Source organism: Pseudoxanthomonas sp. GM95, from assembly GCF_900109775.1.
Taxonomy (GTDB): domain Bacteria; phylum Pseudomonadota; class Gammaproteobacteria; order Xanthomonadales; family Xanthomonadaceae; genus Pseudoxanthomonas_A.
Genome location: NZ_FOAX01000004.1, coordinates 394255 through 416121, shown reverse-complemented (window position 1 = coordinate 416121; position 21867 = coordinate 394255). Strand labels below are relative to the sequence as shown.

Annotated in this window: 19 protein-coding genes and 1 riboswitch; of the genes, 10 read left to right on the top strand and 9 right to left on the bottom strand. The window is 68.5% G+C overall.

Annotation, left to right across the window (positions count from 1 at the left end; translation table 11 throughout):
- Positions 1 to 30 precede the first annotated feature (30 nt).
- The 4 genes from BMZ17_RS19785 to BMZ17_RS19770 form a co-directional block, all read right to left on the bottom strand.
- Positions 31 to 516, bottom strand: coding sequence for a DoxX family protein (locus BMZ17_RS19785; protein WP_093143862.1), 486 nt, complete (start codon positions 514 to 516; stop codon positions 31 to 33).
- Between the two features lie 25 nt (positions 517 to 541).
- On the bottom strand, positions 542 to 1342 hold the full coding sequence (locus BMZ17_RS19780) for an HvfC/BufC N-terminal domain-containing protein (RefSeq protein ID WP_093143858.1): 801 nt from the start codon (positions 1340 to 1342) through the stop codon (positions 542 to 544).
- Entirely contained in the window at positions 1339 to 2178 is an 840-nt protein-coding gene (locus BMZ17_RS19775; RefSeq protein WP_093143852.1) for an MNIO family bufferin maturase, read from the bottom strand. Before BMZ17_RS19775 ends, BMZ17_RS19780 begins: the two co-directional genes overlap by 4 nt.
- A gap of 65 nt (positions 2179 to 2243) precedes the next feature.
- Complete coding sequence (locus BMZ17_RS19770) at positions 2244 to 2543, bottom strand: BufA2 family periplasmic bufferin-type metallophore (protein WP_093143847.1); 300 nt, start codon at positions 2541 to 2543, stop codon at positions 2244 to 2246.
- 219 nt (positions 2544 to 2762) lie between these two features.
- Here BMZ17_RS19770 and BMZ17_RS19765 point away from each other — a divergent pair, with 219 nt between their 5' ends.
- From BMZ17_RS19765 to BMZ17_RS19755, 3 genes are all read left to right on the top strand, one after another.
- Positions 2763 to 3668, top strand: a complete 906-nt coding sequence (locus tag BMZ17_RS19765; protein WP_175485688.1) for an AraC family transcriptional regulator — start codon at positions 2763 to 2765, stop codon at positions 3666 to 3668.
- Positions 3669 to 3747: 79 nt separating this feature from the next.
- Positions 3748 to 4767, top strand: coding sequence for a patatin-like phospholipase family protein (locus tag BMZ17_RS19760; protein WP_093143839.1), 1020 nt, complete (start codon positions 3748 to 3750; stop codon positions 4765 to 4767).
- Positions 4764 to 5516 carry an SIR2 family NAD-dependent protein deacylase gene (locus BMZ17_RS19755; protein ID WP_093143832.1) on the top strand — a complete coding sequence of 251 codons (753 nt, stop codon included), beginning with the start codon at positions 4764 to 4766 and terminating at the stop codon, positions 5514 to 5516. The genes BMZ17_RS19760 and BMZ17_RS19755 overlap by 4 nt, the downstream gene beginning before the upstream one ends.
- Before the next feature lie 81 nt (positions 5517 to 5597).
- On the opposite strand, the gene BMZ17_RS19750 is transcribed toward BMZ17_RS19755, so the two are convergent.
- From BMZ17_RS19750 to ompR, 4 genes are all read right to left on the bottom strand, one after another.
- A complete protein-coding gene (locus BMZ17_RS19750; protein WP_093143829.1) occupies positions 5598 to 7835 on the bottom strand; it encodes a TonB-dependent siderophore receptor in 2238 nt (745 codons plus the stop codon).
- 263 nt (positions 7836 to 8098) lie between these two features.
- The gene (locus BMZ17_RS19745) at positions 8099 to 8998 is read right to left on the bottom strand and encodes an alpha/beta hydrolase (protein ID WP_093143826.1); all 900 of its coding nucleotides are present in this window, start codon (positions 8996 to 8998) and stop codon (positions 8099 to 8101) included.
- A gap of 19 nt (positions 8999 to 9017) precedes the next feature.
- Complete coding sequence (locus tag BMZ17_RS19740) at positions 9018 to 10274, bottom strand: ATP-binding protein (protein WP_093143822.1); 1257 nt, start codon at positions 10272 to 10274, stop codon at positions 9018 to 9020.
- Positions 10271 to 10990, bottom strand: a complete 720-nt coding sequence (ompR, locus tag BMZ17_RS19735; protein WP_093143819.1) for an osmolarity response regulator transcription factor OmpR — start codon at positions 10988 to 10990, stop codon at positions 10271 to 10273. The genes BMZ17_RS19740 and ompR overlap by 4 nt, the downstream gene beginning before the upstream one ends.
- Before the next feature lie 179 nt (positions 10991 to 11169).
- Here ompR and BMZ17_RS19730 point away from each other — a divergent pair, with 179 nt between their 5' ends.
- The 3 genes from BMZ17_RS19730 to BMZ17_RS19720 all read left to right on the top strand — a co-directional run bounded on the left by BMZ17_RS19730 (position 11170) and on the right by BMZ17_RS19720 (position 13058).
- Complete coding sequence (locus tag BMZ17_RS19730; protein ID WP_093143816.1) at positions 11170 to 11793, top strand: hypothetical protein; 624 nt, start codon at positions 11170 to 11172, stop codon at positions 11791 to 11793.
- 77 nt (positions 11794 to 11870) lie between these two features.
- Positions 11871 to 12161: an EF-hand domain-containing protein gene (locus tag BMZ17_RS19725; RefSeq protein WP_093143813.1), complete on the top strand. Its 291-nt coding sequence runs from the start codon at positions 11871 to 11873 to the stop codon at positions 12159 to 12161.
- 54 nt (positions 12162 to 12215) lie between these two features.
- Positions 12216 to 13058 (top strand): sterol desaturase family protein, encoded by an 843-nt coding sequence (locus tag BMZ17_RS19720; RefSeq protein ID WP_093143810.1) that lies wholly within the window; start codon positions 12216 to 12218, stop codon positions 13056 to 13058.
- Between the two features lie 10 nt (positions 13059 to 13068).
- Here the strand turns inward: BMZ17_RS19720 and BMZ17_RS19715 are convergent, their stop codons facing one another.
- Positions 13069 to 13986 carry a ZIP family metal transporter gene (locus tag BMZ17_RS19715; RefSeq protein ID WP_139203017.1) on the bottom strand — a complete coding sequence of 306 codons (918 nt, stop codon included), beginning with the start codon at positions 13984 to 13986 and terminating at the stop codon, positions 13069 to 13071.
- A gap of 232 nt (positions 13987 to 14218) precedes the next feature.
- Positions 14219 to 14442, top strand: a riboswitch (cobalamin riboswitch).
- A gap of 267 nt (positions 14443 to 14709) precedes the next feature.
- Between BMZ17_RS19715 and BMZ17_RS19710 the strand changes: the two genes are divergently transcribed.
- The 4 genes from BMZ17_RS19710 to BMZ17_RS19695 all read left to right on the top strand — a co-directional run bounded on the left by BMZ17_RS19710 (position 14710) and on the right by BMZ17_RS19695 (position 21844).
- Entirely contained in the window at positions 14710 to 17052 is a 2343-nt protein-coding gene (locus BMZ17_RS19710; RefSeq protein WP_254775476.1) for a ribonucleoside-diphosphate reductase subunit alpha, read from the top strand.
- A 176-nt stretch (positions 17053 to 17228) separates the two neighbouring features.
- Positions 17229 to 18248 carry a ribonucleotide-diphosphate reductase subunit beta gene (locus tag BMZ17_RS19705; RefSeq protein WP_093143802.1) on the top strand — a complete coding sequence of 340 codons (1020 nt, stop codon included), beginning with the start codon at positions 17229 to 17231 and terminating at the stop codon, positions 18246 to 18248.
- A 223-nt stretch (positions 18249 to 18471) separates the two neighbouring features.
- Complete coding sequence (locus BMZ17_RS19700; protein ID WP_175485687.1) at positions 18472 to 21360, top strand: ligand-binding sensor domain-containing diguanylate cyclase; 2889 nt, start codon at positions 18472 to 18474, stop codon at positions 21358 to 21360.
- 79 nt (positions 21361 to 21439) lie between these two features.
- Complete coding sequence (locus BMZ17_RS19695) at positions 21440 to 21844, top strand: acyl-CoA thioesterase (RefSeq protein WP_093143798.1); 405 nt, start codon at positions 21440 to 21442, stop codon at positions 21842 to 21844.
- The last annotated feature ends 23 nt before the right edge of the window (positions 21845 to 21867 follow it).

The window sequence follows — 21867 nt, the reverse complement described above, 5'->3', positions numbered from 1 at the left end:
GCAGCGATGCGGCTTTGTCGTTTGCAGGCTTCAGCGCGTCGGCAGCGCCGTGCCGGGCAGTGGCGTGCCGCCGCGCCAGGCGCGCGCGATCAGATGATCGACACTCGCCCGGCCCGGGCCGGCGATCAACAGCCAGACGAACAGCGTCACGTACAGCACTTCGTCCAGCTCGACGAATTCGTCCAGCGTGGAGATGCCTGGCAGCACGACGACGATCAGCGCGACCAGCATGTTGATGAGCATCGGGATCATGGTCAGGCGCGTGGCCAGGCCGATCAGGATCAGCACGCCCCCGATGAACTCGGTGCCGGCGCATAGCGCGGCGCTGAAGGCGGGGAGGGGAATGCCCCACTCGACGAAGCGTGCAGTGAAGAAGTCCAGGTTATGCAGCTTGGCCCAGCCGGTTTCGGCCCAGAAATAGCCGAACACCAGCCGCACCAGCAGCGGGCCCAGCCAGTCGATGCGGGCCAGGAAAGACAGCGCAGAGGCGTGCAGACGCACGGATGTGGGTTGCATGGGAGAGCTCCTGTCGGGTGCAGCGTCAGTGTTCGGAAGTGGTTGGCGGTGCGGCCTGCAGCGCCGTCACCAGGCCGTCGTGGATCCAGCGCTTGAACAGGCCGACCGCGCGCAGCGGCGCGTCGGGGCCGTGTGCGGCTTCAAGCTGCGCGCAGAGCGCTTCGAAGTGGCCGCCGTCTCGCATGTGCTGGAGTGCGTGGGCTTCGTCCTCGGGCAGGCGGCGCCAGTGCACGTCGAAATCCTGCCGCCACAGCAGCCAGTGGGCGGGATCGGGAGCGAGGCGATCGGGCAAGGGCGCATCTGCCGCGTGGGCCATCACCAGGGCTGGCACCGCGGTGTGCAGATGTAGGGCGCGCAGTGCAGGCTGGAAGGACAGCTGCAGCGTCGGCCATGCCTCGACTGGCAGTGCGGCGACCTCGGCCAGGGCGATGGCCTGCGCATCGGCGGCGTCGAAGACCTCGCCCTGGGCCCATTCGAACCGCGCAAGCTCCCACACCTCGACCTCGCTGCCGTGCTGCTGCGATAGCCAATCGGCGAACGCGTGCCCCAGATGGCGCACCGATGGCTGCGTGGACGGATGGTCCTCCAGGTAATCGCCTGCCAGCGCATGGAAACGTTCCGCACCGAGTCGCTGCGCCAGCACCGGGAAATCATCGGCCAGCACCTCGATCAATCGCAGCCGATACCCATCGGCATAGATGCGCAGGCGCGTGGCGGCATCGGCCTGCACCTGGGGCGGCGTGGCCACGTGCGTGCGGACCGCTGCATCGCCGCTGCGCAACCAGGCCTGCAGCGCGGTCTGCCGGCGCGCGAGCACGGCGCTCATGCGGCCTGCTCCAGCCGTGCACCGGCGGCGACGGCGCGGGCGATGTCGAGTTCCTCCAACAGGTCCTGCAGCGGTGGGATGTGGTCGTCGCGTTCGATCATGGTCGGTACGCCGCCGAAGCGACGGACCGCATACGCATACAGCGACCACACGCCGTCGCAGACCGGTGCGTCGTGGGTATCGATCAGCAGGCCGCTGCCCAGCGCATCGGGTTCGTGGCCGGCGAGATGGATCTGGCGCACCGCGTGGGCCGGCAATGCATCCAGGAAGGCGCGCGCATCGAAGCCGTGGTTGTGCGCGTTGACGTAGACGTTGTTGACGTCCAGCAGCAAACCGCAGCCGGAGGCCTCGACAATCGCGGCGAGGAAGTGCGCTTCGTCCAGCGTGTCGTCGGAAAACTGCAGGTAGCTGGAGACGTTCTCCAGCACCAGCTGGGTATTCAAGGTGTCCTGCACCTGGCGCACGCGCGCGGCGACATGGCGCACCACGGCGGCGTCCTGCGGCAACGGCAGCAGGTCGTGCAGCTGGAGGCCTTCATGGCGGGTCCAGCACAGGTGATCGGAAATCAGCCGCGGGCGCACGCGGCGCGCCAGCATGCGCAGCTGCTTGAGGTAATCGCGATCCAGCGGATCGCTGCCGCCGATGTTCATCGACACGCCATGCATGGCCAGCGGCCAGCGTTCGGCGATGCGGTCGAGCATGTGCAGCGGGCGGCCGCCCTCGACGAAATAGTTCTCGCTGAGAAGCTCCAGCCAATCGACGTCCGGCGTGCCGTTCAACAGCGCGTCGTAGTGCTGCGGGCGCAGGCCCAGTCCGAATCCCTGCAAGGCGTGCATGGCGATGTCCTGCGGAAGAAGGGAAGAAGCCCCACCGCCCGCGCGGGCGGCGGGGCCGGCGTGGATCAGCTGTTGGCTTTCTCGGCCTTCTTGGCCGGGGCCGGCATTTCGAACTTGCCGCCGACGGTCTTGCAGGTGCTGGCGGTGGCTTCGGTGAAGCCCTGGCCCTTGCAGGCGTTCTGTCCTTTACAGGCGTTGGCCGCGCTCTTGCAGGCGCCCTGGCCTTTGCAGGCGTTTGCCCCGACGCAGTGGCCCATCTCGGTCTTGCCCTGGTCGGCGGCCTGGGCCATGGGCGCGCCCATGAACAGGGCAGCAGCGGCGATGGCCATCGACAGGCCGGAAGCGGTGACGGACTTGCTGTTCATGTGTGGATCCTTGTGGTGTTGGATGAAGTAGCCGGCGCGGTGTGGGCCGGTGCAGGCATTGGGCGCGCGACGCGGTGGGCGAACCATCCCCGTGCGTTCCACGGATATGCCCGAACGTCCGGGCGCGGCGAAGCGTTCAGCCTGGCCGGACGATCGGGCATGGCGCGGCCGTTATCCGGTCATGTCCACCTGCACGCCGGGCGCCGTACGATGCGCGGCATGGACCTGCCCCGGACCGCCGCCCTCGAAGACGCCCGCGATGCCGTGCTGGAAACGGTGCTGGGCGCCTATCGCATGCGCGTGGAGATCACGGCCGACGTGAAGTACTGCGGCACCTGGTTCGATCGTGAACCGGCCACGCGCTTCGGCCAGTTCCACCTGATGACCGAAGGCGAGTGCTGGGTCAGCGGCGAGGCGCTGGAGTGCGCGCTGCACCTGCGCCGCGGCGACCTGATCGTGTTCCCCGGCGGCGTGCGCCACCTGCTGTCCTCCTCGCCCGATCCGCACCAGCCGCCGGAAGAAGAGCCCGGCGACACCACCATGCTGTGCGGCGAGCTGGAGTTCGTCTCGGGCAACAACAACCCCATCTTCAACGCGCTGCCGGCGTGCTTCGTGGTGCGCTCGGAGCAGAGCAGCGAAGCGTTCCGCCAGCTGGCGCAGATGCTCACCGCCACCAGCCGCGACCGCCGCTGGGGCCGGCAGATGGTGCAGAACAAGCTGGCCGATTCGCTGTTCACCATGGCTGTGTGCGAGTACGTGCGCAGTGCCGAGCGTCCGCGCGGCCTGCTGGCGGCGATGACCGATGCGCGGCTGTCGCTGGCGCTGTCGGCCATGCACGCCCAGCCCGGCGAGGACTGGACCATCCAGTCGCTGGCGCAGGTGGCCGGCATGTCGCGCACTGCCTTCGCCGAACTGTTCACCGCCACCGTGGGCGCGCCGCCGATGCAGTACATGTCGCAGTGGCGCGCGACCGAAGCGCGCCGCCTGCTCGGCAATCGGCGCCTGTCCGTCGCCGCGGTGGCCGAGATGCTGGGGTACCGCAGCGAGGCCGCGTTCCGTCGGTTCTTCAAGCGGCTCGAAGGCATCGGCCCGGGCAAGGCGCGCAGCCGCAACGCCGACGAGTAAGGCGCGCTGTCGCCGGGTTGGACACGGTTTGGCATTGGCTGGCTAAGCTGCGCACTTTCCCACCGTCATCCATCGCCCCATGCCCGCTCCACGCCTGACCTGCCTGCTGCTGACCGCTTGCGTGACCCTGCTGATCGCCTGTGGCGGCGAAGCAGTGAAGACCCCGCCGCCGGCCACCACCGTGGTGCCGCCGCCGGTGCCGGTGGCCAATACGCGGCCGGTGGTGATCGGCATCGCGCTGGGCGGCGGTGCGGCCAAGGGTTTTGCCCACATCGGCGTGATCAAGATGCTGGAGGCCAACGGCATCAAGCCCGACGTGGTCGCCGGCACCAGCGCCGGCAGCGTGGTCGGTGCGCTCTACGCCAGCGGCATGGACGCGTTCCAGATGCAGAAGAACGCCGTCGCCCTGGACGAATCCTCGATCCGCGACGTGCGCCTGTTCTCCGGCGGCCTGGTCCAGGGCCGCGCGCTGCAGGATTACGTGGACGCGCAGGTGGGCAACACGCCGATGCAGAAGTTGAAGAAGCCCTTCGTCGCCGTGGCCACGCGCCTGGAAGACGGCGAGCGCACGCTGTTCAACAAGGGCGACACCGGCCAGGCCGTGCGCGCCTCGTCCAGCGTGCCCGGGGTGTTCGAGCCGGTGAGCATCGGCAAGTACCACTACGTCGATGGCGGCGTGGTCAGCCCCGTGCCGGTGGATGCCGCCAAGCAGCTGGGCGCGGATTTCGTGATCGCCGTGGACATCTCCAGCAAGGCCAGCGGCACCACGCCGGCGGGCATGCTGGGCATCGTCAACCAGTCGATCGCGATCATGGGCCAGCGTGCCGGCCAGCAGGAGCTGGCGCGCGCCGACGTGGTGGTGCGGCCCAAGGTCAACGACATCGGCGCGGCCGATTTCACCCAGCGCAACGCCGCGATCCTGGAAGGCGAGAAGGCCGCGCTGGCGGTGATGCCGCAGATCAAGGCGCGCCTGGCCCAGCTGCAGCACGAACGCGCCGCTGCGGCCGCCGCCGCGGCCAAGCCGAAGACGCCACCGTGCGTCGAGCCCACGCGCCTGCAGCGGCTGACCTTCCGCGGTGAGCCTTGCCCGACCAAATGAGTGTTGCCGCTGACCTCGCCCGGCGCATTGCCGATGCCGGTGCGGTGAGCGTGCTGACCGGCGCGGGCATGTCGGCCGAAAGCGGCATCCCGACCTTTCGCGGCACCCACGACAGCCTGTGGTCGACGTTCGATCCGATGGCGCTGGCGACCGAAACCGCGTGGCGCACCGATCGCGACCTGGTCTGGGGCTGGTATCGCTGGCGCATGGCGCTGGTGGCCCAAGCGCCGCCCAATGCGGGCCATCGCGCGCTGGCCGCGCTGGCGCAGCACGTCGATGTACGCATCGCCACGCAGAATGTCGACGACCTGCACGAACGCGCCGGCAGCGTGGTGGATGCACATGTGCACGGCAGCCTGTTCGCGCTGCGCTGTTTCGAATGTGGTCGCGCGCACGAAGCACCGCTGGACGCGATGGAACCGCAGGCCGCCCCGCTGCGCGCTGCGCCGCCGTTTTGCGCGTACTGCGATGGCGACGTGCGGCCGGGCGTGGTGTGGTTCGGCGAAGCGCTGCCGGAAGACGCCTGGCAACGCGCTGTCGCCACGACGCACTGCGCGGTGATGCTGGTGGTGGGCACGTCCGGGCTGGTGCAGCCGGCGGCGTCGCTGCCGCTGCTGGCCAGGCGACACGGCGCTTATGTGGTCGAACTCAATCCGGCGCGCAGTGCGTTGAGCGATGCAGTGGACCTGCATTGGCCGGTGACGGCGGCCGAGGGCTTGCCGTTGCTGCAGGCTGCGCTGACCACCTGAGTTGGACGTGCTTGGACGCGCATAAAGACGACGCGCCACCGCCGCATCCCTGGGGCGAGCGACGCATCGTAGCGAAAGAACTCAGAACCGCCAGCGCACGCTCGCCGAGACGAAGCGCGGCTCGCCGTAGTTCTGGTAATCCAGGTTGGCCCAGTAGGTCTTGTCCAGCGCGTTGCGCACCGACAGCGTGGCCGTCCACTGGTCGTTGATGCGGTAGTTCGCGTTGAAGTGCACCAGTGCGTACGCGCCCTGGGTCACGGTGACCGGCGTGGTGGTGCCATCGCCGTTCGGCCGCTCGATGTTGAAGCCCTGCACCTTGCTCTGCCAGCTCAGGCCGCCGCCGATGCTCAGGCGGTCCCAGGTGCCCGGCAGGCGCCACTGCGTAGACAGCTGCAGGTAGTCCTCGGGCAGGTTGGCGTAGATCGCATCGGTCGGCGCGCGCGTGACCTTGACGTGGGTGTAGCCGGCGTTGAGTGTCCAGCCCGGCAGCAGCTCGCCGTTGAAGTCCACTTCCCAACCGCGGCTCTTGGTGCCGTTGACGCCCACGTAGGCCGAGCTGCCGTCGGGCAGCGAGTTCGGCGCCTGGGTCGTGTCCAGCATCGCGTAGTTGTCCTGCTTGGCTTCGAACACCGCCGCGGTGGCCATCGCCTTGCCGTCGAACAGCTGCGCCTTCAGGCCGGCTTCCAGGTTGGAGCCTTCCACCGGCGCCAGCAGGTTGTTGTCCTTGTCCTTGTAGTTCTGCGGATTGAAGATCTCGGTGTAGCTGGCGTAGACCGACACGTCCGGGACGAGGTCGTAGACCAGGCCCACGTACGGCGTGACTTCATCGCTGACCTCATACCGGCCGCTGGTGGCGGTGTAGGTGCCAGCGGTGTTGTAAGCGCGGGTGCGCGTTTCCCACGAACTCAAGCGCGCGCCGGCGATCAGCGACAGCGGTTCGGCCAGGTGCAAACGGGCGGAGGCATACACGCCACGCTGGGTCGTGCGCGCCTGGCGCCAGGACCCGGTATGCGTATAGCTCACTGCGCCCGCGTTGCCGTCCCAGTCATACAGGTTGGGCACATTGAAGCCGGTGGCCGGACCGAAATCCGTGGCGATCGTGCCCCAGTCGGACGGATACACCAGCGCCGTACCCGGCGTGGTGGATTGCAGGTCCTGCCAGCTGCCGCCGACCACGACATCGTGGGTCTGGCCGAACAGCGAGAACTTGCCCGACAGGTACACATCGACCGCATCGCGCGCGTCGTTGGTCTCGCCCGCGCTGGCCTGCAGGTAGGTGCCCGCGCCGGTCACCGGATCGGGATAGCCGCTGCCGTACACGCGCAGGCTCTGCACGTCGCCCTTGGTGTGTGCGTAATTGACCTTCAGCAGCCAGTCCTCGCCGAAGCGCTGCTCCAGGTTGGCGAACGCGGTGCTGGTCTTGCGCTGCCAGCGGGTCCAGCTTGGTGAGAAATTGGTCGAGCGCGAGACGTTGGCGCTGCTGCCATCGGCGGCGAAGAACGGCACCGTGCCCCAGGTCGACCCGGTCGGGTTGTTGTCCTGGATCTGGTAGCCGACGGTGACCGTGGTGCTGTCGGTCAGGTCGCCTTCCAGCACGGCCATGCCGGCCTTTTTGTTCTCGTTGTAGCGGTCGTAGTAGTAGTCGCGATCGGTCCACGCGCCCACGAAGCGACTGCGGAATCGGCCATCGGCGGTCAGCGGCAGGTTGATGTCGGCCTGGGTGCGGCGGAAGTCCCAGCTGCCGAGGCTGGCGGTCACCGACGCATCGAAATCGCGGCCCGGACGCTTGCGCAGCAGGTTGACCGTGGCCGAGGGAATACCGGCGCCACTGAGCAGGCCGTTGGCACCGCGGATGACTTCGATGCGGTCGTAGAAGGCGGTGTCGTATTCCTGGTTGGTCGAGCCGCTGTAGGTCGGCAGGCTGTCCACCTGGAAATCGGTGATCTGGAAGCCGCGCGCGAAGTACAGCGGACGCTGGGTGTCGTAGAAGGACACGTTGACGCCGGTGACGTTGCGCATCACATCGTTGATGCTGAACATCGACTCGTCTTCGAGCCGCTGCAGGCCGATCACGCTGACCGACTGCGGCGTGTCCTGGATGCTGATCGGCAGGCGCGTGGTGGTGGCCGGCGGCGCCTGGGTGCCGGTGACCTGCACGTTGTCCAGGGTCTTGGGCGTGTTGCGCTTGGCTTCGGACTCGGCGTCCTCATCGGCCGCGTGTGCAAGCGGCGCGCACAGGCCCAGCACCAGCAGCAGCGCGCAGGACAGCGGGGAACGGGGCAGCGCGACAGACGCGCGCGAAACGGCAACGGTGGACATGGCATTCCTCAAAGGCGCAGGCAGGCACGACGCGCGCTGCGATGGCGAGCGCACGACGAGCAACGGGTTGGGAGGCTTGCCCTGGAGCGGGCTGGCGATGGTCGTCCGGTGACCATGAAGGCAGGCGTCAGCGGGGACGCCTGCGGCGCGCAAATGTAAATGATTCGCAAATGACGCACAAGGCACATGGCGCCACATGGCGCGATGGATGGGCTGGCGCGCGGTGGGGTTCGACCGCGTGCGGCGGGCGAAATCCGCGCGGCTTACTTCACCGCGTTGGCGATGAAGCGATCCACTGCACTGGTGTAGTCCGAAGCCTCGCCCAGCGTGCGATTGATCTGCATGTGCGACAGGTCTTCCGGCAGCACCTGGATCGCGACGCCAAAAGTCTGCGCGCGCTGGGCCAGGCCACGCGCCTGCGCGCAGCTGTCGTCGCGCCGCGAGGAACACACCGCCAGCATCGGCAGCGAGGCCCTGGACAGGTGATGCCACGGCGAGACGGCGACCCACGCGCTCGGATCGGCACCGAAGGCGCGGTCGTACAGCGGGAAGTGGCGCGCCTGCATGATCTGCTCGACGTTCATCGCCGCGCTGTCCAACGCGACCACGGCGCGCGGACGTGATGCACCGGCCTTGGTCAGCGCCTCGACATCGGCGCCGAGCAACGCCACCAGATGCGCGCCGGCCGAATGGCCCATCAGCATGGTGCGTGATGCGTCGCCGCCCCAGTCCTTGGCGTGCTGTTGCAGGTGCGCGATCGCGGCGGCGATATCGCGCGCCTGCTGCGCGGGATCGGCGTCGGGCAGCATCCGGTAGTTGATCGACACCAGCACGTAGCGGCGCGGCAGCCAGTACGCGGCCTTGGGCGTGGCCAGGCCGGGATTGTCCTTGTCGCCATTGCTCCAGCCGCCGCCGTGGACCATCGCGATGATCGGCAGGCCGTGCGCCTCGGCCGGCGCGTAGACGTCGTAGCGCTGCGCGGGATCTTGTCCATAGGCGATGTCGCGCAGCACACGCGTGCCGGCGGGCAGCGCCTGGGTTTCCGCTGCATCGGCCTGGCGCTGGCCGAGCAGGTGGCGCAGGCGTTCGCCGCGGGTCTGGGCCACAACCAGCAGCGGCAGGGACAGCATCAGCGCACAGCAGGCAAGGCGCAGGACACGCATGGCGAAGGTCTCGTTTAACTCACGCACCGCGTAGGCGCAGGACCGCACGCAGGCCGTGCGGGGTGTTGGGCAACAGCTGCAGCGTGCCGCCGTGCTGGCGCGCGACGCGTTCGATGATGGCCAGCCCCAGGCCGCTGCCGCCGGCGTTGGCGTCATGCACGAAGGGGCGCAACGCGCGCTGGGCCTGTTCCGGTGTCATGCCGCTGCCGTGGTCGCACACGGTGATCTGCCACGCGCCACCGGCATCGACCAGGCGCAGCGAGAACGGCGCGGCGCCATGGCGCTGCGCGTTGACCACCAGGTTCTCCACCGCGCGGCGCAAGGCGATCGGTCGGCCACGTACCGGTGCCGTGTCGGGGCATTGCACGTCCCAGTCGCCCGTCGCGGCATCGAGCACGCTGCGACAGACTTCGGCCAGGTCCATCGACTCGACCGCCTCGTCGCGCCCGTCGCGCGCATAGGCAATGAACTGCGACAGGATCGCGTCGATCTCGGCGATGTCGCGGCTGATGCCGGCGCGCAAGGCCGGATCGGTGTCGGGCAGCAGCTCGGTGGCGAACTGCACGCGGGTCAGTGGCGTGCGCAGGTCATGCGAGATGCCGGCCAGCATCAGCGCGCGTTCGTCCGCGGCGGCGCGGACGTCATGGCTGGCGCGTTCGAGCGCGCTGGCCAGTTCGCGCACTTCGCGCGGGCCGCCCACGTGCCGCAGCGGTGGCGCATCGCCCTGGACCAAGCCGGGCGCCGCGCGTGCCAGCGTGCGCAGTGGTGTCACCAATCGCCGCGCGAAGTACGCCGCCGCCAGCCAGGTCAGGCCGACGCAGCCCAGCAGCAGCGCGATCGAAAACCGCCGGCTGCCACGCATCGGATTGGCCCCGAACGAGATCCACAGCTTCGGCGTGGTGCGCAGCTGCATCCACAGCCGGTCGCCGCCGGCGTCACGCGCGAGCACCACGGCGCGCTCCGGCCCCAGTGCCTGCGCCGCGCGCTGGCGCAGCGTGCGCAGGAATGGCGCCAGCCCGGGCGCACGTGCGGCCGGCGCGTCGCTGCGCACGTCCAGGCCGGCGTCGCGCAGGTAGCGCAGCGTGGCGGCGTGTCCGCCGGTGCGATCCAGCCCCTCGGCGATGCCGGCGAACCCGCGCATCGCCCGCGCCAATTGATCGGTGGCCGGGCCGATGGCCAGTTCACGGCCCAGCGCCACGGCCAGCACGCCGGCGCCGGCCAGCACCAGCGTGATCACCAGCACCAGCTGGGCGAACATGCTGCGCGCCTGGGTCATGCCGGCGCGTCCGGCGGCACGAACACATAGCCCACGCCCCACACCGTCTGCACGATGGCCGGATTGCGCGGATCGTCTTCCAGCAACTTGCGCAGGCGCGCGATGGTCACGTCCATGCTGCGTTCGAAGGCGTCGTGCTCGCGCCCGCGCGCCAGGCTCATCAGCCGGTCGCGCGAGAGCGGCTGGCGCGGATGCCGCACCAGCACCGCCAGCACCGCGAACTCACCACTGGTCAGCTTCACCGGCACGCCCTCGCGGCTGAGCTGGCGCGTGCCCAGCTCCAGCCGCCACGGGCCGAAATCGACCGTGCCGCCCTCGGCCTGCGGCGCGCCGGGCATCGCCTGGGTGCGACGCAGGACCGAGCGGATCCGCGCCAGCAGCTCGCGCGGATTGACCGGCTTGGGCAGGTAATCGTCGGCGCCGATCTCCAGGCCGACGATGCGGTCGATCTCATCGCCCTTGGCGGTGAGCATCACCACGGGCGTGTTATCGCCCTGGCCGCGCAGGCGCCGGCACAGCTCCAGGCCGCTTTCACCGGGCAGCATCAGGTCCAGCACGATCAGATCAAAGTGGCCGCGATCCAGCGCCTGGCGCAGCTGCGCGCCGTCGCCCACGCCCTTGACCGCTAAGCCCTGGCCTTCCAGGTAGCGCTGCAGCAGGTCGCGCAGGCGCACGTCGTCGTCGACCAGCAGCAGCTTGGCGGTGATCTCGTTCATGGCCCGCATGATCGCGCCCCGCCGCGGGTGGCGACAACGCGCTTTGTAAGCAGATGTTTCGCGGGACCCGATTCGACACAGTTGCTGGCAAGGCCGAAACACCTCGCGCGCTGGCACGGTCCAGCATGGCCACACCGCGCTTCCCCCGGGGCGCGACTTCCCATACGAGGTGTCCTGCCATGTCTATGTCGCTTCGCAACACCGTGCTGGCCGCGATGGCCGCCGCCCTGGTCTGCGCCACCTGCGTCGATGACGCTGGTGCGCGCGAACGCAGCCGCACGCGTTCGACCAGCAACCTCGATGGCGCCCGCCAGGCGCATACCGCCGCTTCCGGCAGCGGCATCCGCGGCAGTTATGCGCGGGCCCGCGATGTCAGCGCCGATGGCGCGGGCAACGGCACGGCCAGCCGCTCCGGCAGCGCAAGCGGCGCCTACGGCCGCAGCGGTAACTACCAGGCCGACGTTTATCGCAACGCCGACGGCAGTGCCGGCGCCGCGCGCAGCGCCCAGGTGCAGGGCGCGTACGGCAACAGCGCCAGCCGCAGCGCGAGTGCCTCGCGCGATGGCCAGGGCAATGCGCAGGCCAGCCGCCAGGCATCGGTCACCGGCGCCAACGGCGGCACAGCCAACAGCAATGGTGGTTTCAGTAAAGACGCCAACGGCAGCTATTCGGGTGGCCGCGACACCACCGCGACCGGCGCCAACGGCAACAGTTACGTCGGCAGCACCGACTACAGCAATGGTCAGCTCACCCATAGCGGCACCTGCACCAATGCGGCCGGTGAGGTGATCGCCTGTCGCTGATCGCCGCTGCCGTCGCGTGCCCGCGCTTTGGCCAGCACGCGACGACGTCCTTTTGTTGTGCCTGATTGGAGTCACCGATGAAACCCAGATCCTTCCTCGCCCGCACCGCGCTCGCCGCGCTGCTCACCGCCGGCGCCGTGCTGGCCCAAGCCCAGGCGCAGACCGCGCCCAGCGCCGAGCAGGTGGCCCAGCGCCTGGCCCAGGCCGACGCCAACCACGACGGCTATCTGGATCGCAGCGAAGTAGCTGACATGCCGCGGCTCAAGCGTGGCTTTGATCGCATCGACACCGACAAGGACGGCCGTCTGTCCAGGGCCGAACTGCAGGCGGTCGGCCAGCAGCTCAAGCAGCGCCAGGCCGGCCAGTAAACGCTGCATCCGCGCAGGGACGCGCGCCCCTCATCCGTTTCCCGAGTCCGCGTCATGCTGAGCCTGGTTCCCCAGCCCTGGTTGCTGATCATCCCCCTGGTGTTGCCGCTGCTGGCCGCGATTGAAGCCTGGCTGCGCCTGCGTCGTGGACACGCCTATGACTGGAAGGCCTATTGGGCCTCGCTGGCCGATGCGCTGGTGCGTGGCGTGGTCAACCGCGTGCTGCAGGGCGGCCTGGTCGCGGTGCTGCTGTACGGCGTTGCCCAGTGGCGGATCACCACGCTGTCGATGGACGCGTGGTGGCAATGGATCGCGCTCTTCTTCGGCGTGGAGCTGTGCTACTACGTGATGCATCGCGCCGACCATCGCGTGCGCTGGTTCTGGTTGAACCATTCGGTGCATCACTCGCCCAATCAGTACACGCTGGCCTCGGCGTACCGCTTGGGCTGGACCGGGCAGATCACCGCGGCGGCGGTGTGCTTCGCGCCGCTGGTGTGGCTGGGCTTTCCGGTGCCGATGGTGGTCGGCGCGCTGGCGCTCAACCTGACCTACCAGTTCTGGCTGCACACCGAGCTGATCGGCACGCTGCCGCGCTGGTTCGAATGGACCTTCAACACGCCTGCGCACCATCGCGTGCACCACGGCAGCAATCCCGAGTATCTGGACTGCAACTACGGCGGCGTGCTGATCGTGTTTGATCGCCTGTTCGGCACCTTCCGCCATGAACTGCCCGGCGTGCCGATCCGCTACGGCCTGGTCGAACCGATCCGCAGCTACAACCCGGTGCGGATCGCCTTCCACGGCTGGATCGGGATGTGTGCTGACCTGCGCCGCGCGCGTTCGCCGAAGCAGGTGTGGCTGACCGTCTTCGGCCCGCCGGGTTACAGGCCCGGCTGACGCGCGGCCTTCAACCCAAACCGGTATCCATCACCATCATCAGGCAGAAGCCCAGGGTCAGACCGATGGTGGCCGAGGTCTCGTGGCCGTTGCGGTGCGACTCGGGGATGACCTCGTGGCTGACGGCGAACAGCATCGCCCCGGCGGCAAAGGCCAGGCCCCACGGCAGCAGGGTGGAGAACGCGCCGACGGCCAAGGCCGCGACCAGGGCGCCGACCGGTTCGACCAGGCCCGAGAGCACGCCGATCAGCACCGCGCGGCTGCGCTTCACGCCCGCTGTGGCCAGCGACAGGGCGATCACCAGCCCTTCGGGAATGTCCTGCAGTGCGATGGCCAGGCTGAAGGGCGTGGCATTGGCCATGCCCGAACCAGAGGCCACGCCCACGGCCATGCCTTCGGGGATGTTGTGCAGGGTGATGGCCAGGACGAACAGCATCACCTGCGGCGGCAGCCATTCGGCCAGCTGGCCGGGAACGCGCCGGGTGGTGTGGCCCTCCTGGTCCAGGTGCGCGTGCGGCACCGCGCGGTCCATCAGCAACATCATGCCCACGCCCAGGCAGATGCCCACGCTGATGACACAGCCGGCCTGCAGGCCGCCGAAGCCCTGGTCCTTGGCCGCCTGCAGCCCCGGCACGATCAGCGAGAAGGCCGTGGCCGCCAGCATCACGCCCGCGCCGAAGCCCATCAGGCAGTCGGCCAGGCGCTGCGGTAGCCGGCGCACGGCCAGCACCGGCAGCGCGCCCAGCGCAGTGGCGCCGGCGCAGATCAGCCCATCGCGCATCGCCTGGCGCAGCCCGGGCTGGGCGTGCCAGTGCACGGCCACGGCCTGCACCAGCCACGCACCAAGCAGCGCAGCGAGCGCCGCCAGCAGGAACGGCGCGGCGCGGCGCAAGGCGGAATGACCGGGGGAAAAGGTGTTGTCGTGCATGGGCAAGCTCTTCATGGGACGGGACGCGCGTGCGGCGCGATGGGTGCCGTCGCCGCCGGTGAAGCGGAAGGTGCCTGCCCACGATCGGACACCAGCCGGCTACAGCGCGTCAACAGGGCAGGGCGTGGCAACGCCTGCGGCCATGCTCCACGGGCCAAACCCGTGAAACGCCTGTCATCGCTGGGTTCCAAAAATCGCCCTACATTTAGCGTTGACGGGGCCAGGTGACCCCACTATCTTGGGGGTCGTCGGTTCCGCGGGCTTGCTCGTCGCGGATGAAAAGGGAAGTCGGTGCGGCCTGTGCAGGCCAACTCCGACGCTGCCCCGCAGCGGTAATTGGGAACGAATCCGTCACACCAGCACTGGGTCCCCACGGCCCGGGAAGCGGCGGAGGAGGAGAAGGCGCTGCCTTCGTGCCCATGAGCCCGAAGACCTGCCGACAACCGCGCGCAAGCACATCGCGCGGTGCCGGCCGCGGAATCTCCGAAGGGGGGATTGGCTGGTGAAGCATCGAGTCGCCGCCGGCCCGTCCGCGCGTCGCGACTGTTGCGACGCCGCCTTTCCACACTTCGAATCCAACGCCGTTCCACGCCTTCTTAGGGACAGGCGCGGGAGGTGCATCACGCATGGAGACCCAACACCGTGACCCAGACCGATACCGCCGTGGCAGCGCGCCCGGCCGACGCAGAATTCCTGCTGACTCCGCCGCCCACCGCCACCGCGATGCGCGTGAAGAAGCGCAACGGCGGCAGCGAGGCCGTGGACCTGAACAAGATCGTGCGCGCCATCCAGCGCTGCGCCGAGGGCCTGCACGCGGTCGATCCGATGCGCGTGGCCACCCGCACCATCTCTGGTCTGTATGACGGCGCCACCACCCAGGAACTGGACGAACTGTCCATCCGCACCGCCGCCCTGCTGATCGGCGAAGAACCCGAATACGGCCGCCTGGCCGCGCGCCTGCTGGCCAACTTCATCGCCAAGGAAGTCTCCGGCCAGGAGATCCACGCCTTCTCGCAGTCCATCGGCCGCGGCCACGAGGTCGGCCTGATCAACGACCGCCTGCTGAACTTCGTGCAGACCAATGCGCGCAAGCTCAACGATGCGATCGACATCAACCTGGACATGCAGTTCGAATACTTCGGCCTGCGCACCCTGTACGACCGCTACCTGCTGCGCCATCCGCACACCCGCAAGGTGATCGAGACCCCGCAGCAGTTCTTCCTGCGCATCGCCAGCGCGCTCTCCGAAGACGTGCCTGAAGCCCTGGCGCTGTACCAGCGCATGGGCAACCTGGACTACCTGCCGTCCTCGCCGACGCTGTTCAACTCCGGCACCACGCACGAGCAGCTGTCCAGCTGCTTCCTGCTGGACTCGCCGCAGGACTCGCTGGAGTCGATCTACTCCAAGTACGGCGACATCGCCCAGCTGTCCAAGTTCTCCGGCGGCATCGGCGTCAGCTACACCCGCGTGCGTGCGCGCGGCTCGCTGATCAAGTCGACCAACGGCCACTCCAACGGCATCGTGCCGTGGCTGAAGACGCTCGATTCCTCGGTCGCCGCGGTCAACCAGGGCGGCAAGCGCAAGGGCGCGGCCTGCGTGTACCTGGAAACCTGGCACGCCGACCTGGAAGACTTCCTTGAGCTGCGCGACAACGCCGGTGACGACGCGCGCCGCACCCACAACCTCAACCTGGCCAACTGGGTGCCGGACCTGTTCATGAAGCGGGTCGAGGCCGACGCCGAGTGGTCGATGTTCGACCCCAAGGCCACCCCGGAACTGACCGACCTGTACGGCGAGGCTTTCGAGCGCGCCTACACCCAAGCCGAAGCACAGGGCAAGGCGACCAAGACCATTCCGGCGCGCAAGCTCTACGCCCGCATGATGCGCACCCTGGCCGAGACCGGCAACGGCTGGATGACGTTCAAGGACAAGTGCAACGTCGCCAGCAACCAGACCCTGCGCGCCGGCAACGTGATCCACCTGTCCAACCTGTGCACCGAGATCCTGGAGGTCACCTCCAACGATGAAACCGCGGTGTGCAACCTGGGCTCGATCAACCTGGGCCGTCATTTCGACGCGCACGGCGATTTCGATTTCGACAAGCTGGCCGAGACCGTGCGCCTGGCCGTGCGCCAGCTGGACCGCGTGATCGACCTGAACTTCTACCCGATCGAAACCGCGCGTCGCGGCAACCTGCGCTGGCGTCCGGTCGGCCTGGGCTGCATGGGCCTGCAGGATGTGTTCTTCAAGAAGCGCCTGGCCTTCGACAGCGCCGAGGCGCGTGCGATCTCCAACAAGATCGCCGAGACCATCTACTTCCACGCGCTGGAAACCTCGTGCGAACTGGCCCAGGAACGTGGCAAGCATCCGTCCTTCGCCGACACCCGCGCGGCCAACGGCGAGCTGCAGTTCGATGCCTGGAACGTGGTGCCTGAAGACGCCGCGCGCTGGGACGCCCTGCGCGAGCGCATCAAGCAGCACGGCCTGCGCAACTCGCTGCTGATCGCCATCGCCCCGACCGCGACCATCGCTTCGATCGCCGGCTGCTATGAGTGCGTGGAGCCGCAGGTGTCCAACCTGTTCAAGCGCGAGACGCTGTCGGGTGACTTCCTGCAGATCAACCGCTACCTGGTGGACGAGCTGAAGAAGCTCGGCCAGTGGACGCCGGAAATGCGCGACGCCATCAAGATGGCCGAAGGCTCGATCCAGGGCATCGCCCAGATCCCCGAGACGCTGCGCCAGATCTATCGCACCACCTGGGAAATCCCGATGCGTTCGCTGATCGACATGGCCGCCGGCCGTGGCGCCTTCATCGACCAGTCGGCCTCGCTCAACCTGTTCATGGAAAGCCCGAACATCGGCGCGCTGTCATCCATGTACATGTACGCGTGGAAGCAGGGCATCAAGACCACCTACTACCTGCGTTCGCGTCCGGCCACCCGCATCGCCAAGGCCACCATCAGCCACGGCGCCAGCGAAGCCCCCGCCCCGAAGCCGGCGTTCACCCCGACCGAAGCGGTGAGCTGCTCGCTGGAAAACCCGGAAGCCTGCGAAGCCTGCCAGTAATGCGTAAAGCCCCTCTCCCAGTGGGAGAGGGGTTGGGGTGAGGGTGTGGCGGAGTCGTTGATGGCTCCGACAGCATTGCCTTCGCCGAACCTCCGCCGCAGGTATGCGGCTCCGATATCCGCCCTTCGGGCACCTTCTCCCGAAGAGAGAAGGACAGAATCAACAGCGAGAAACCCATGTCCGCCCAACCCCGCCAGATGCTGCTCGATCCCGGTTTTGAACTGACCCTGCGCCCGATGCGCTATCCGCAGTTCTATGACATGTACCGCGACGCCATCAAGAACAGCTGGACGGTGGACGAGATCAACTTCCAGATCGACATCACCGATCTGCACACCAAGATGTCGCCGGCCGACCGCCACCTGATCCACCGGCTGGTCGCCTTCTTCGCCACCGGCGATTCGATCGTGTCCAACAACCTGGTGCTCAACCTGTACCAGCACATCAACGCGCCCGAAGCGCGCATGTATTTGTCGCGCCAGCTCTACGAAGAAGCGCTGCACGTGCAGTTCTACCTGACCCTGCTGGACAACTATCTGCCGGACCCGGGCGAGCGCATCAAGGCGTTTGCCGCGGTGGAGAACATCCCGTCGATCAAGAAGAAGGCCGAGTTCTGCTTCAAGTGGATGGACACCATCCAGGACTTGAGCCGCCTGGAAACGCGCGCGCATCGCCGCCAGTTCCTGCTCAACCAGATCTGTTTCGCCGCGTGCATCGAAGGGCTGTTCTTCTTCGCAGCGTTTGCCTATGTGTACTACTTCCGCTCGCGTGGCCTGCTGCCGGGCCTGGCCTCGGGCACCAACTGGGTGTTCCGCGACGAAAGCTGCCACATGAATTTCGCCTTCGAAGGCGTGCGCGTGGTCCGCGAGGAAGAGCCGGACCTGTTCGACGATGAAATGAAGCAGCAGGTCTACGCGATGCTGGAAGAGGCGATCGAGTGCGAGCTGCAGTTCGCCGAGGACGTGCTGTCCGGCGGCGTGGCCGGCATCTCCACCCGCGACATGCGCCAGTACCTGCAGCACTGCGCCGACAACCACTTCGCCAAGCTGGGCATGGAGCGCAAGTACAACGTGCGCAATCCGCTGCCCTTCATGGAACTGCAGGACGTGCAGGAGCTGACCAACTTCTTCGAGCGCCGCGTGTCGTCTTACCAGGTCGGCGTGCAGGGCGAAGTGGGCTTCGACCACGCGTTCTGAGGTGCGCGCCCGGCATCGCGCCGGGCGCCTGGCCGGGTCGGCGCGCAACAACGGGCGGCACGGGGCCAGTTCAGGAAATTCCTGTTAACGACAACTTAAGTTTTGGGGCCATTTGCCGTTAGTCTTGGAGACGTCCGTCTCCGTTGACCCCGCCATGGCTCACAAGCGCGCGCTCCTTGCGCGTGTTCCCGCTCGAAGCCTGTCCCGCCGCGCGCGCTGCGTGGTGGCTGGACTGTTGCTGCTGATCGGCGCCCCGGCACTGGCCCAGGTGGCTTCGCTGCGGACCTACGGCACGGCCGATGGCCTGCGCAGCCTGGGCGCGGATTGCCTGGTCGAGGACGCCCAGACCAACCTGTGGGCCTGCACCTACGGCGGCCTGTACCGCTACGAGGGCGAGCGCTTCGAGCGCGTCGGCGCCAGCGCCGGCCTGTCCGATGCCTACGTCATGAACGTCTCGCCCACGGCCGATGGCCGCGGCCTGTGGGTCGCCACGGCGGGCAACCTGTATTTCTGGAACGGCGACACCGCCGCCCGCGTTCTCGATGGCCAGGGCGCCGGCATTCCGTTCACCGTGGGTCACAACGTCGCGGCGCTGGACGATGGCGCCATCGCGGTCAGCAAGGGCCACGCGCTGCGGGTCAGCGGTCGCAACGGGCAGTGGCAGGTCCAGCGCCTGTTCGACGCACCGACCGAGGCCACCCACCGCGAGCTGCAGGACCTGGGCGCGGTCTATCGCGACCAGTCGCTGCTGTGGTTCGGCTGCGGGCAGACCATCTGCCGGCGCCAGGCCGATGGCCAGGTGCGCGTCTACACCGAAGAGGACGGCGTTCCGGCCGATGCCTGGACCAGCTTCCTGCGCGACAGCCACGGCGTGCTGTGGGCGCGCAGCCCGCAGCACATCCTGGTGCTGACGCCGGGCGCGGTGCGCTTCGTCGAGCGCCCGGTGCCGCCGCCTTCGGTGCTGGCCACCACCACCCGCCACCTGGACCTGACCCAGGACACCCAGGGACGCGTGCTGACCCGCAGCGACGGCGGCATGCTGCGCTGGGATGGTGCGTGGGAACGCCTGGACACGCGCAATGGCCTGCCGGACGTGCCGCCCAACGCGATGATCGCCGACAGCAAGGGCGAGCTGTGGATGTCCTACGGCGGCGTCGGCGTGATGCGCTGGCGCGGCTATTCCAGCGTGCAGAACTGGGGCCCGGCCAACGGCCTGGCCGGCCTGCCGAACTGGGCACTGGCGCGCGATGCGCAGGGCGGGATGCTGTTCGGCAACGAGCGCGACGTGTTCCGCCTGGCGCCGGGCGGCGACAGGGTCGCGCGCATGACCTTCAACACCGATGCGCCGATCCGCGATGTGTTCGCGCTGACGCTCGGCCCGGACAAGGCGGTGTGGGTCGGCCTGTATCGCGGCGATCTGCTGCGCGTGGCCGACGGCCAGACCACGCTGGTGACTACGCTGCCGCACCGCCTGCGCCGGATCTATTTCGACCGGCGCGGCCGCCTGTGGCTGTGCACGACCGAAGGCGTCTACGTCATCGACGACCCGGCCCATCCGGTCGCGCACCGCTTCACCGCGCTGCCCAGCGTCAGCTTCGGCGACGTGGAAGAGGACGCGCAGGGCCGGCTGTGGTTCGCCGGCAAGGGGGCGATGATGCGGCTGGACGGCAGCACGGTCACCCCGATCAAGATCCAGGGCGACGTACCCAACCAGCTGTTCGACAAGCTCTCCATCGGCACCGACGGCACGGTCTGGGTGAGCGTGGACGACGCCGGCCTGTTCCGCGGCCCGGTCGAGGCGGGCGACACGCTGACGCTCAAGGCCGTGGACGATCCGCTGATCCGCGACTCGCTGCCGTACTTCATCCGCCACGACCGCCAAGGGCGGCTGTGGGTCGGCGGCAGCATGGGCGTGGACGTGCTGCAGGGCACCCAGTGGACGCGTCTCAACGAGACCAACGGCCTGATCAGCGAGGACATCTCCGAAGGCGCGTTCTTCGAAGATCCCGATGGCTCGGTGTGGGTCGGCAGCTCGCGTGGCATCAGCCACGTGCTGCACCCGGACCGGCTGCTGGCCAAGGCGCCGGTGGCGCTGCGGATCGAGCGGGTCGAGCGCGGCGGCAAGCGCATCGCGCCCGGCGCGATCCTGCCGTGGGAACAGCTGCCGGTGCGCGTGACCCTCAACACCCCGGGCAGCATCGCCGGGCCGGACATGCTGCGCTTCCGCTATCGCCTGCGCGGCCGCCAGGATGCGTGGATCGAAACCAGCTCGCGGGTGCTGGACTTCCCCGCGCTGGGCTCGGGCGAGCAGGTGGTGGAAGTGCAGGCCATCGACCTGGCGCGCCGCGCGCAGTCGGACGTGATGAGCTTCAGCTTCGAACTGCAGCCGCCGTGGTGGCGCAGCGTGCCCGCGCTGGTGCTGTGGACGCTGCTGGCGATGGCCGTGGTGACCGGCGTGTGGCGCTGGCGCGTGGGCGCGATCGTCGCGCGCAAGCGCGAGCTGGAGCGCCTGGTCGCCGCCCGCACCGCCGAGCTGGAAGCAGACAAGCGCGCGCTGGAACTGGCCCGCACCGCGCTGCAGGTGCAGGCCACCCACGACGGCCTGACCGGCCTGCGCAACCGCACCAGCATCATGGAACTGCTGGAAAAAGAGGCCCATCGCGCCCGCACCCAAGGCACCACGCTGGCGATCGCGCTGCTGGACCTGGATCACTTCAAGCAGGTCAACGACACCCACGGCCATCTGGTCGGCGATGCGGTGCTGTCCGGCGTGGCCGACCGCCTGGCGCACAACATGCGCGGCTCGGACACCATCGGCCGCTACGGTGGCGAGGAGCTGCTGGCGGTGATGCCCGGCCTGCTGCCGCCGGCGATGCAGCGCCTGCAGGCGCTGCACGATGCGGTCGGCGCGCGCCCGTTGAACGTGGACGGCCTGAGCCTGGTGGTGACCTGCTCGATCGGCGTGGCCTGGCTGCGCGACGACGAAACCCCGACCGACCTGCTGCGCCGCGCCGACGACGGCCTGTACCGGGCCAAGCGCGAAGGCCGCGACCGCGTGGTCGTCGATGGCGTCCACGACGCGGCCAGCGACGGCACGCCGGTCCTGGCGTGACCCCATCCGGATCGCCGGCAGGCGACAATGCCGGCCTGCACGCGCGCTGCGTGTCGTCCTTCCCCCTGGAGTGCCTGTGATGTCTGAAGTCCCCGCCGCCGAGCTGCGCCCGGTCGAAGCCCGCCTGCTGCACATGGTCTTTCCCGACCACACCAACCACCTGGGCACGCTGTTCGGCGGTCAGGCGCTGGCGTGGATGGACATGGCGGCCTTCATCGTCGCCTCGCGCTATGCCCGCACCACGGTGGTCACCGCACGCTCGGAGCAGGTCGATTTCAACCAGCCGATCCGCAAGGGCGACCTGGTCGAAGTCATCGCCACCATCGTCAAGGTCGGCCGCAGCTCGATGAATGTCGATGTCGAAGTGATCACCGAGGACCTGCTGACCGGCGAGCGCAAGCTGTGCACGCGTGGCCGCTTCGTGATGATCGCGCTGGATCCGCTGGGCCGACCGACCGCAGCCCCGGCGCTGCCGAAGGCCTGAGTCCCGGCGAGGTTCGGATGGCC